This is a genomic window from Ethanoligenens sp., from assembly GCF_047718355.1.
Classification (GTDB): Bacteria; Bacillota; Clostridia; order Oscillospirales; family Ethanoligenentaceae; genus Ethanoligenens.
Map to the genome: position 1 here is coordinate 1,812 of NZ_JBDNLG010000089.1, position 10,787 is coordinate 12,598.

The window sequence follows — 10,787 nt, forward strand, 5'->3', positions numbered from 1 at the left end:
TTTTTTATCAACCCTGAGCGCCCCATCGTTGCCGCCTCTGTTCTGGGGGGGCGCGGGTTGGTGTATAAGACTGGGGGGGCGGGGTGTCCCAATTTGGAACGCACGGACGCTTTGCTGCAATTATCTGTCAAGAACCTTGCGGTACTGTGAGGGACTGCTGAAACACTTTGCGGAAATGGAACCCGTAAATAGAAAGCCGAACTGCCGAGGGGAACATTTCCGGCCGCTCACGAAGTGCCCAGAACAGAAGACTCCAGTAATACCGGCGCTCCTTCCCAAAAATGCCAAGACGGATTACCGAACGAAGGAACGCAACAACGTTGGTCGCGCTGATTCTTTCACTGGCTTTCTTGCCCGGTGCATATCTACTCAGAAAACCCTTGACACGTTCGTAATAATATTTGGGGGAATAAATGGTAGAAATGATCTTCTGGTACCCTTCCACCAACATGTGCCGATCCATTTTGGGCTTGAAATTGAGAGAAAAATCGGTGTTGTTCCCTGAAAACTCGTCCGTCATACGCCCTTCACGCACCATGCGTTGGTATAGTTTGGTGCCTTTCGGTGCATTCAGCAATCCGACCATCGCTGTAGTGATACCGCTTTCCTGAATGAATTTGACCATGCGGTCGAAAATGGAGCTGGTATCACTATCGAAACCAACAATGAAACCACCCTGCACCTCCAGCCCAAAGCGTTGAATCTTCTGGACACAGTCGAGCAGATTGCGGTTTTTGTTCTGGTTCTTGTTACATTCCGCCAGGCTTGTCTCATCCGGTGTCTCAATACCGATGAACACCTGATGGAAACCAGCGTGCACCAAGTCGTTCATCAGCGGCTCATCATCCGCAATGTTGATGGAAACCTCGGTAATGAATTGGAACGGCCGCTCATGTGCGTCCATCCATTTGGTAATGGCAGGCAGGATTTCCGTGACCACCTTGGTCTTTAGTCCAATAAAATTGTCGTCGACAAAAAATACGCCGTTTCTCCACCCGGTCTCATAGAGTGCCTGCAATTCCGCCACCACCTGCTCTGCACTCTTGGTGCGCGGCGCCCTGCCGTACAGGGAGGTAATGTCGCAGAACTCGCAGTCAAACGGGCATCCGCGTGAATACTGGATATTCATGGACGCATATTTCTTCACATTGATCAGATCCCATTGGGGGATCGGTGTCTCGGACATATCTGGAAAATGGTCGGGCAGGTAAAGGTGCTTGGCATGTCCCGCCTCATAGTCCGCCAGAAATGCCGGCATGGTGATTTCACCTTCGCCCAGCACTAAATAATCGACATCGTCATAATCTTCTTTTTCGGCCGTGAACAGCGGGCCGCCCGCAGCTGTCTTCACGCCCAACCGTTTGCAGCGGGCAATAACCTCTTTCACCGAATCACGCTGCACCACCATGGCGCTGATAAGCACCAGGTCCGCCCAGCGCAAATCCGCGTCACGCAGGCGCTGCACGTTCATATCAATCAATTTTTTTTGGTAAGTCTCACTGGGCATCATGGAAGCGATTGTCATAAGACCCAGCGGCGGAAATGCCGCCTTTTTCGCCACAAAACGCAGTGCATATTGAAAGCCCCAATAGGTCACCGGATATTCGGGGTACACGAACAAGATATTCATAATTCCTCCATGCGAGCCGCCAAGCAGCCATACTTCACAGGTAACGATGGGCCAAAACGGATATGCTACACGCCCCTTGCCCTGTCGTCTTATGTACAAGACAGGCGGCGACTTTTGTAGCGCACCCCAGACCACACGCAAGCATTCTATGTACATATTATATCCAACCGCTTGATGGAATGCAAGATGATATCCGTAAATTCCCAATTTTCTCGTCCCATATGCAACGGCATCTCCGCCAAAAGCGTGTCTTGTCCCCCCATACACGACCTGCTATACTATAGGAGCAAAAGGCGGAAAACGTAATTTCCTATTTTTTCTATTGTACCCGCATGGATGTAAGCTTTTCAGCCAAACTATAAATAAGAAAACGTCCGCCGGGAAGAGGTGAAGCCCCCTTGACATTAAAGCATGAAATGAAAAACGCCCTGTTTATCCTCAATCCGACCGCCGGAAAACGGCGTGCATCAACCCACTTGGATCAGATTGTGTCTCTTTTTGAGCAAAACGGATACCGCGTGAACGCACATGTCACCGGCAAGCCCGGCGACGCGGCAAAATTCGCCGAACAGCTGGCACCCGGATGCGACTTGGTTGTCTGCTGTGGCGGGGATGGAACCTTGCACGAGGTCGTAAACGGTCTGCTGCGCGCGGATATACGCATCCCATTGGGATATTTACCGGCAGGCACCACAAACGACATGGCGCGTGCGCTCCGTCTGCCCGGTAATGTGCAAAAAGCTGCGCTGGTGGCTATGAGCGGGCACATCGCCGCACAGGATATCGGTTCATTCAACGAGAATCGTTTTTTTTCCTATGTCGCCTCGTTTGGCGCATTCACCAGCATCCCCTATACCACGCCGCAATGGCTGAAAAACCGGTTCGGCTACTTGGCGTACCTGCTTCAAATCCTGCGATGTCTGCCGGAACTCCGGCCCTACACCCTGCAACTGGACACGGATGGTCTGCATGATAAAGGGCACTTTTTATTCGGCAGTGTGAGCAATGCCTACTCTTTGTCGGGCATCTTCCAATTTAAGCCCGAAGACGTCCATTTGGACGACGGGGCATTTGAACTCATCCTCATCCGCTGTCCTAAAAACCCGCTGGAATTCTTACAGATCGCGTCTAACCTCATCCTCCGCAAATCGGACGGACATTTTGTTATCTTTCGGCATGTGCGCACGATAGATTTCCAATTTGCGGAGGAAACCGCCTGGACAGTGGACGGTGAAAACGGCGGAAAATGCCGCTCGGTCAGGATACGCAACCTCCCCCGCGCATTATCCTTTGTCTCCAACCGGGCCCAAAGCAATGCTTAGTCAAACCGTGGTCACTCCAGTATAAATCCATTCGCCTCCAGCAAATGCACACCTTTTTTCGACAGCAAAAAGTCCACGACCGTCTGGGCGGAGGCATAGTTTTTGCTGGAAAGCGGTTTGGCAATGGAATAGGCGTTCCCATCCGCGCCAACAGCAATATTTGCGTAATTATCGACTTTGCGTGAGGCCATCAACGCGCGCACGGCGGGGGAGCCGAATGTATAACTGCCGCGCGGCGTGGCTGATTTTCCGCCCAGCACCAGCAGATCGACGCGCGCGCCGGTGTCAACCGCCCTTTCCAGTGTATCGGTGTCCGCATACCGGATATGCAGCGTTAAACCGTCCTCTTTTTGCAGCGCCGTCGCCGCCGAATTGAGCACGGATTTCAAAGACGTGTCCGCAAATACCGTAACCTGCTTCTCGCGCTTGATGGTCACACAGCCTGTGACCGACAACGCCAGAGCAGCCAACAGGGTATAAAGCACCCATCTGCACCATGATTTCATCCGATTCCTCCGTCTGTGTACCCTATACGGGTGATGAGATTATTTTATAACTGTCCGGCTTTTACAAAACCATCAAAATTTCCACACATACAGTGCGGAGCCTTTGTATATATTGTGCCTTTTTCTGCGTCGGTTTTAGGTATATAATTAGGCTGACTAAATAAATACTGCCCATGTTCTAGTATATCCAAGCACTGAATATGAGGACAGTATAGCATAACACGCGGCACAGGGCAACGCGGGCAATTTGTCCGCAGATTTTCCATACCCGGCCGATGTGTCTGGAGAAGAAGAATAAAAAACGCCTGATTAATAGGAAAAGCCGAACAAAAAAGGAGTCTCTGCATGAAAAAACAGCACACAAAACATCTGCGCATTGCCGCAATCCTGTTGGCCGGCGCGGCACTCGCGGCTATTCTCAGTGGCTGCAGCGCCAGAAAAACCAACGGTACCACGCAAACACGCACCGCCAAGGTGACGCGCGGCGCCATCAGTGTAACCGTGCATGGCACCGGAACCATTCAACCAACCTCTGTGGAAGCGGTCAGCAGTGGCGCGACCGGCAAAATCACGCAGATTTTCAAGCAAAACGGTGATACGGTCAAAGACGGCGACAACATCGCCGAAGTGACCGCAACCGGAACCAACTACAAGACCGATATTACTGCTCCCATGGACGGCGCAGTGGCGCTTTCGCAGTTGACGGTCGGCGCAGCGGTACAGACAGGGCTAACGGTTTGCCAGGTGCAGAGCATAAACAGCTTTAACGCCTCCGTAGACGTGGACGAGCTGGATATCGCCGGTGTGAAAACCGGTCAAACCGCTGACGTAAGCGTGGATGCCCTAAGCGGGAAAGTTTTTTCCGGTACCGTGCAGAAAATTTCTCAGGTGGGCGTGCCTGCAAACGGCGTGACCACTTTCAGCGTCACCATCAGCGTTTCCGATCCTACCGGCCTGATGTCGAACATGAGTGCGAGCGCCGACATCCACACCGGCGACAATCAGAACACGCTGCTCGTGCCGGTGGAAGCGCTCCAAACCAAGGGAGCCGACCGCTACCTCACCGTGCGCACCACTTCCGGCAAAACAACAAAGGACACACAGGTCAAAGTAACCGCGGGGCTCATTGGCGACACACAGGCGGAGATCACCTCCGGCGTGAACGAAGGGGACGTTGTGGTGCTTCCCAGCCTTGCGCCTACCAACGGCACCAGCCTCAACGGCATCAATCGCAACAATAACAACAACCAATCCTCTTCCGGCACATCGTCCACCGCATCGACCGCTTCAGGGGGGAAGGCGTCTTGATCGAATTGAATAACGTCAAAAAGATCTATAAGATGGGGGACACCAGCGTGGCTGCTCTCGGCGGCGTATCACTCTCCATCGCAGACGGAGAATTCACCGCCATCATCGGCCCTTCCGGCAGCGGAAAATCCACGCTGATGAACATCCTCGGCTGTCTGGACACCCCCGACGAGGGTACCTATTTTTTGGATGGGGTGGATATGACTCAAGTCAATGAAAAAAATCTCAGCCGCATCCGCAGCCGCAAAATCGGTTTTATATTCCAGCAGTTTAACCTATTGCAGAAACTTTCCGCACTGGAAAATGTGGAGCTGCCGATGGTTTACCAAGGCGTACCCGCCAAAGAACGGCGTCAGCGCGCCCTGGAATCACTCGAGCGGGTCGGTCTTGCGGAACGTGTCCACCACAAGCCCAAAGAACTAAGCGGCGGGCAGCAGCAGCGCGTGGCCATTGCCCGCGCATTTGCGGCGCGGCCATCCATCATCCTGGCAGACGAACCCACCGGCAATCTGGATTCCAAATCCGGCAAAGAAGTCATGGTCATCCTGCACGAACTGCATAAGGCAGGCAACACCATTGTCCTCATTACGCATGATTCCAAAGTGGCGGGCGAAGCGTCGCGCCGCGTGCGGATCGCCGATGGGCAGATCACATCCGACGAGCGGGACGGGGGTGCGGCATGAATTTTTCACAGGCACTCAAAATGGCGTGGCTCTCGGTGTTTTCCAACAAGATGCGCTCTTTCCTCACCATGCTGGGTATCATCATCGGTGTATTGGCCGTGACCATGCTGGTTTCCATCGGGCAGGGCGCGACCGCACAGATCACCGGACAAATACAGGGGCTGGGTTCCAACATGCTGACAGCCGCCGTCACCGACTCCAAGCCGGTGTACATATCGCTCGCCGACGTGGAAAACCTGCGGAACACCGGAGGGCTGGCTCTGGTAGCGCCCCTGGTCTCTACGCAATATGTGGCAAAATCAGGCACGCGCACCATCAACACCACAATCGAAGGCACCACGCCAGGCTATGACGGCATTCGCGACCTTACGGTGCAGTCCGGCCGCTTCCTCGCACAAACGGATGTCGACAACCGCAGCTCTGTCGCTGTAATCGGCACCGATGTGGCCGACTCACTGTTTGGCGGTCGGGCAGTCGTGGGACAAACTGTGCAGGTCGCCGGACGGTCATTCCAGATCATAGGTGTGCTGACACACAAAGGCAGCTCTGTGATGGGTTCAAACGATAACCGCATCATCATCCCCGTGAGTACCGCGCAGCGTATGCTTCATCAGACACAAATCATGCAGATCTATGCTTCTTCGCAAAACAGCGACAGTGTGCAACAGGGCATCAACACACTGGAAACCTTCCTGTTCCACAAAACAAAAAGCACAGATAACTACACCATTTTCAGCCAAAGTGATCTGCTTTCCACATTGGGCACCATCACCGGCACGCTCACGGCCATGCTGGGGGCTCTCGCGGGCATCTCCCTGCTGGTGGGCGGTATCGGCATCATGAACATCATGCTTGTTTCCGTTACCGAGCGCACACGCGAAATTGGCATCCGCAAGGCCATCGGTGCGGGGCGCGGCAGTATCCTCGTCCAATTCCTCATCGAATCCATGCTGATTTCGCTGACAGGCGGCATCATCGGGCTGATCTTAGGTGATATCGGCACCATTATTGTGGGCAAAGCCATGAGTGTCCCCATGAGCGTATCGCCCGGCGTAGCAGCGCTTGCGTTGGCATTTGCTGTTTCGGTCGGCGTCATCTTCGGACTGTATCCCGCCAACAAGGCTTCCAAGATGCGCCCCATCGACGCCCTCCGCTACGAGTAAACACATTGCCGAAAACAGATAGCGATCCAACACAAAAGAGCCGTCTCCACAAAAGGGAGACGGCTCTTTATATAAATAGCTGCACTTTCCAGGCGGAATGCCCGTCCGCTCAGCGGATTGCACAGCCGAACGCGGGACTGCGCCGCACGTCCAGCCGCATGATGCGGCAGCTAAAGCACCCTGTAAAAAGATGGATCATTCAGCGGTCATTTGACCGGCACCCAACGCACCGCGTCACGTATGTTTTCTGCTGCACGCAATTTGCAGAGCATGGCATATTTCTTCCCATCGCACCATGTGTCCTGCTGTCCTTTTGCCATCAGGCTCAGTTCATAAAAGACATGCGCGTCGCCAATGCCCGCAGACAATGTGCAGGAAAACCCCAATATCTCGTTGAAAAAATGCCGGACGCCGTTTTCTTCCCGCACATACACAGGCACCTTGTTGCCGGCGTATTTTTGCAGTTTTACTGCCAAATTGCGGCTGCCGATAAACTGGAACGGTGCGGCATACCCGCAGGACACGCAGGCAAACAACAGGGGCGTAAGTCGATTGCGGCGCGTGACTGCCCCGCAGCGGGGACAGGTGCTATTCAAGCCGCCGCCGCTGACAAACGCGGGGGGCGGCAGCCCCGCCTCCAACAATTTGTAACGCAGAATCTTTCCCAGCCGCGCATAATCCCACCCGGAAAAGACCGACGCCCGCGCATGCTCGTCTTTGGGGAGAGCGACGCCGTCGCCCCGGCCGCCGTTCGCCTCCAATATCACCTGCGCACGCGCCTCCAGCGCACGCGCGGTGATCGTTTTTGCAAAACTGAACAACATCTGCGCTTGTCTGCCGGGAACGGGAGCCAGCAACATATTTTGGGTCACTTCTCCATGTTTGTCACATACCGTGCAGGTTAAACCGCCAACCGTGCGCGCCACGCCCATGGTGGTCTGCGGCACCACACAGGCCGTACAGTACACTTCCACACTCAGTACCAAGCTGTAGGCGTCACCCCGCCGCACCAGTCTTGCCGTGCGCAGAATCTGCGGACGATCCAGCGCCTGCCGAAGCACTGCCTGCTGCTCTTTCCCAAACGACAGCGGCACCACAATGAATCGTCGGCTCACGCCAGTCTCATGCGCAGGCGGCAAGCCGGCCGCCACCACATGCAGCACCCGTTGCACAGGCGGTGCGGGCAGACAATTACGCGCATTAAGGAGATACATTTTGGCATAAAAGCGATCCGTCTGGGGATCATACAGCAGACAATAGTCCCGGTGTGCGGCATAGCGGCCAAAATATAGAGGATGTACCCGCCCGCTGTGGGACAAGCAAGCGGCAAGTTGTCCGTGCGCTTCGGCGGAAGACAGGCGACCGCCGTCATATCTCTCCAACAGTGCCTGGATATGCATTTCGGCTTCATCCGGTTCCAACCGCACACACGGATATCCCACATGCCCGCCTGTCTTCTGCCAACGCGCGATAAAGCCGAGGAGCATCGTGGAAAAATCCTGTTTCAGCGCATCCTTAAACGGCTGCACATCGTATACGTTCAGCGCCCGCAGCATCTTTGAATCTGCCAGCGCCTGCACTTGCGCGCGCGTCACGCGCCCGCCCGCCCGTGCCAGCGCAAGCGCCGGTTCTTTACATTGCCGAAGCAGCTGCTCCAACGCGCGCGTATACGACAGCATGGCGGCGTCCATCAAAGCCTGCTTCTGTTGCCCGGGCGCGTGAATCTGTAACGAAAGCGTCTTGAAGCATGGCATGTTCAGACCTCCTGCACGGGTCTGTAACGAAGCACTGCCACTGAAAGATCGTTTTGCGGTTTGTCTCCACAAAGTGAGTTGCTGACACTCAAGAGCAGTTCCCCAATCTTGCGCGCGGGTACCGACGGCGTGTAAGCCATCTCCAGATAGGCGGGCAACAATGTCCCGCTCCAATCTGGCGCATAGGGCACGCCATCCCCCGCCTGTGCCACTCCATTCCCGAAGCAGATTAACGTATCGCGGGGCTTGAGCCGCATCCTCGTCTCCTCGAAAACATAAGACCCGCAGCGATGCGTCTCGGCAGAAAATGGCAAAACACGCCCACGCCTCAGAAACACAATAGAGGGCATGGAAAGCCGCGCCAAATAGGCGGCGCCGTCCGCCCGTATCTGCGCAACCGTAAACAGCACCGACGCCGTACTGCCGCCCTTGGGCAGCATGTCCACCACCGTTGCCACCGCTTCATCCACCGCGACCGGGTGGGATAACGCCGAACCCAGCATACTGGCGACCATCCCCGCAAGCACGCACGCATGCATTGCTTCGCCATCGCCGCCCACCAGCACAGCCGTCACGGCATCCTCGCCATAGAACAGGCGCGCCGCATCGCCGCTTTGGTTTTCCCCAAAGCGCGCGCTGCACTGGGCGTATGCGTCAACGTTGGCCGTCATGCCCGTCACCCGCCTGTTCTACCAACGTGCTGGTCAGTTTTGAAAGCGCAAGTTTGGTTTCCGTAGCCGTCTCACCCAACAACCCGGCAATCTGCTGCACCACGCGCATCTGCTTATCCACCACTTCACGTGCGAATTGTGCCGTTTCTTCCGTCATACGGCGGTGCTTCTCGCTCTCCAGTTCACCGTGTGTGATGTCATCGAGCAGCACAATCACCGTCTGCGCGCTTTGCACACACACCACAGACTGCGAAACCACAATCTCCGGATTCTCGTACCGCACCTTGTGATGCAGAATGTTCTCACCTGTATTCAAGACTTGATAAAAGTCGTTGTTTGGCAGCAACGCGCCCACCGATTTCCCGCAGACTTCGCCCTTTACATGGAGCAGTGTTACGGCGGCGGGGTTGATGTGCTCAATCTGCAACCTTTCATTGAGGATGAGTACGCCTGTGGGAATATTCTCCACGACCGTGGCGGACATGCTTTCCGCCAGTTCCCGCATATAGGGGACACACATGCTGACATCCGCTTTTCCATGGATGACCGCTATGGCCTTTTCACGGCAGGTGCTATATCCGCAGCAGCCACAGTTCAGTTCCTGCTTGACGGAAGTTTTACCCATCCGGGCAAGTACGGCGGCAATCTCTTCCTCATTGATGGCCGACCGGCGCGGGGCCAGTTTCCGAAAAGACCGGCCCAGATTGGCCTCCACGCCCTGTGTCAGCAGGCGGGGCCCGGTGGGCGCAGGGCGCGTAGTATGCACCAACGCGTCTTTGGCAGTCAAATAGGGGACATTCATCATCCGCAGGATCGGCCCGCCGAGGCATCCGCCCGCACAGGCGGTCAGCTCCAGCAAATAACCGGAAAGGTTATCCCGACAGATGGAATCCAGCACCTCGGCGCAGCGGCTCACCCCATCCACTGCCACGCACTCCCATTTCCGGCGCGTCTCTTTAGCCAGATGGTGGATAACTCCGCCCGGACGGGCATAATACTCCTCCGCCATGGTTCCAACCGGTCTGCCCTTCATAGTCTGTGGGGAAACGCCTGCCGATTTGAACCACGCCGCCAGTTCGCGGAACGTAAGCGCGGCAAAAAGCGCATTCCCGTTTTCCGCATCGTGCGCATCGTATTTCTGGGCAATGCAGGGGCCGATGGAAACCACCCGTGCGCGCGGACCGTAGATCTGCCGGATAATGCGCGCGTGCGCAGCGGCGAAACTGACCGTTGGCGCAAGCTGCTCCACCAACTGGGGATAATGCCGCTGTACCAACAGATAGATCGACGGGCAAGCGGTGGTGATGAGATTGGGCGCCTGCCACGATACGGAAGCATCGTCATATGCGCGCGTCACCTGTGCCGCGCCCACTGTGACGGGTTCGGCATGGACAAACCCCAGCGCGCCCAATGCCGCGGCTATTTTGCCCATATCCGTCCCTGGAAAGGCCGCCAGACAAGAGGGGTCCACCGAAGCATATACCTTTTCTCCGGCGGCAATTGCGTCCTGCACTTTTTCCAGATCATTGCGGATATACTTGGCATTTTGGGGGCAAATCAACAAACAACGTCCGCAGTAGATACATTCCCCGTCTACCACCCGCACCTGCTCGTCCCGGCAGGAAAGCGATTTGACGGGGCACGAACGAATGCATTTATAGCAGCCCTTACAACTCGCCCTGCTCAATCCCATGATCGTGTTCATTTGTGCATGTTCCTCCAGCCGGACAACCATAAGCCAGCTAAATAT

General features: G+C 55.5%; 9 protein-coding genes. 4 read left to right on the plus strand and 5 right to left on the minus strand.

What is annotated here, in order from left to right; translation table 11 throughout:
• Window positions 1-127: 127 nt before the first annotated feature.
• Complete coding sequence (locus tag ABF463_RS11810) at window positions 128-1,630, minus strand: B12-binding domain-containing radical SAM protein (protein ID WP_415533842.1); 1,503 nt, start codon at window positions 1,628-1,630, stop codon at window positions 128-130.
• Window positions 1,631-2,028: 398 nt separating this feature from the next.
• Between ABF463_RS11810 and ABF463_RS11815 the strand changes: the two genes are divergently transcribed.
• A complete protein-coding gene (locus ABF463_RS11815) occupies window positions 2,029-2,952 on the plus strand; it encodes a diacylglycerol/lipid kinase family protein (RefSeq protein WP_415533843.1) in 924 nt (307 codons plus the stop codon).
• A gap of 11 nt (window positions 2,953-2,963) precedes the next feature.
• Here ABF463_RS11815 and ABF463_RS11820 read toward each other — a convergent pair whose 3' ends face one another.
• Window positions 2,964-3,458, minus strand: coding sequence for a substrate-binding domain-containing protein (locus ABF463_RS11820; RefSeq protein WP_415533844.1), 495 nt, complete (start codon window positions 3,456-3,458; stop codon window positions 2,964-2,966).
• A 345-nt stretch (window positions 3,459-3,803) separates the two neighbouring features.
• Here ABF463_RS11820 and ABF463_RS11825 point away from each other — a divergent pair, with 345 nt between their 5' ends.
• From ABF463_RS11825 to ABF463_RS11835, 3 genes are read left to right on the plus strand one after another with little or no spacing between them, the layout of a single operon-like run.
• The gene (locus ABF463_RS11825) at window positions 3,804-4,766 is read left to right on the plus strand and encodes an efflux RND transporter periplasmic adaptor subunit (protein ID WP_415533845.1); all 963 of its coding nucleotides are present in this window, start codon (window positions 3,804-3,806) and stop codon (window positions 4,764-4,766) included.
• Window positions 4,763-5,449, plus strand: coding sequence for an ABC transporter ATP-binding protein (locus ABF463_RS11830; RefSeq protein ID WP_415533846.1), 687 nt, complete (start codon window positions 4,763-4,765; stop codon window positions 5,447-5,449). The genes ABF463_RS11825 and ABF463_RS11830 overlap by 4 nt, the downstream gene beginning before the upstream one ends.
• Window positions 5,446-6,612, plus strand: a complete 1,167-nt coding sequence (locus ABF463_RS11835) for an ABC transporter permease (protein WP_415533847.1) — start codon at window positions 5,446-5,448, stop codon at window positions 6,610-6,612. Before ABF463_RS11830 ends, ABF463_RS11835 begins: the two co-directional genes overlap by 4 nt.
• Window positions 6,613-6,818: 206 nt before the next feature.
• Here ABF463_RS11835 and ABF463_RS11840 read toward each other — a convergent pair whose 3' ends face one another.
• From ABF463_RS11840 to ABF463_RS11850, 3 genes are all read right to left on the minus strand, one after another.
• On the minus strand, window positions 6,819-8,366 hold the full coding sequence (locus tag ABF463_RS11840; RefSeq protein WP_415533848.1) for a hypothetical protein: 1,548 nt from the start codon (window positions 8,364-8,366) through the stop codon (window positions 6,819-6,821).
• A gap of 2 nt (window positions 8,367-8,368) precedes the next feature.
• A complete protein-coding gene (locus ABF463_RS11845) occupies window positions 8,369-9,037 on the minus strand; it encodes a SpoIIE family protein phosphatase (protein ID WP_415533849.1) in 669 nt (222 codons plus the stop codon).
• The coding region (locus tag ABF463_RS11850) for a [Fe-Fe] hydrogenase large subunit C-terminal domain-containing protein (RefSeq protein ID WP_415533850.1) at window positions 9,021-10,787 on the minus strand (1,767 nt) is incomplete at its 5' end. The genes ABF463_RS11845 and ABF463_RS11850, both read right to left, overlap by 17 nt.

Bases quoted from the DNA above. Each gene is read 5' to 3' on its own strand.
- ABF463_RS11810 (WP_415533842.1), bottom strand. From the start codon at position 1,630: ATGAATATCTTGTTCGTGTACCCCGAATATCCGGTGACCTATTGGGGC.
- ABF463_RS11820 (WP_415533844.1), bottom strand. From the start codon at position 3,458: ATGAAATCATGGTGCAGATGGGTGCTTTATACCCTGTTGGCTGCTCTG.
- ABF463_RS11825 (WP_415533845.1), top strand. From the start codon at position 3,804: ATGAAAAAACAGCACACAAAACATCTGCGCATTGCCGCAATCCTGTTG.
- ABF463_RS11835 (WP_415533847.1), top strand. From the start codon at position 5,446: ATGAATTTTTCACAGGCACTCAAAATGGCGTGGCTCTCGGTGTTTTCC.
- ABF463_RS11840 (WP_415533848.1), bottom strand. From the start codon at position 8,366: ATGCCATGCTTCAAGACGCTTTCGTTACAGATTCACGCGCCCGGGCAA.
- ABF463_RS11845 (WP_415533849.1), bottom strand. From the start codon at position 9,037: ATGACGGCCAACGTTGACGCATACGCCCAGTGCAGCGCGCGCTTTGGG.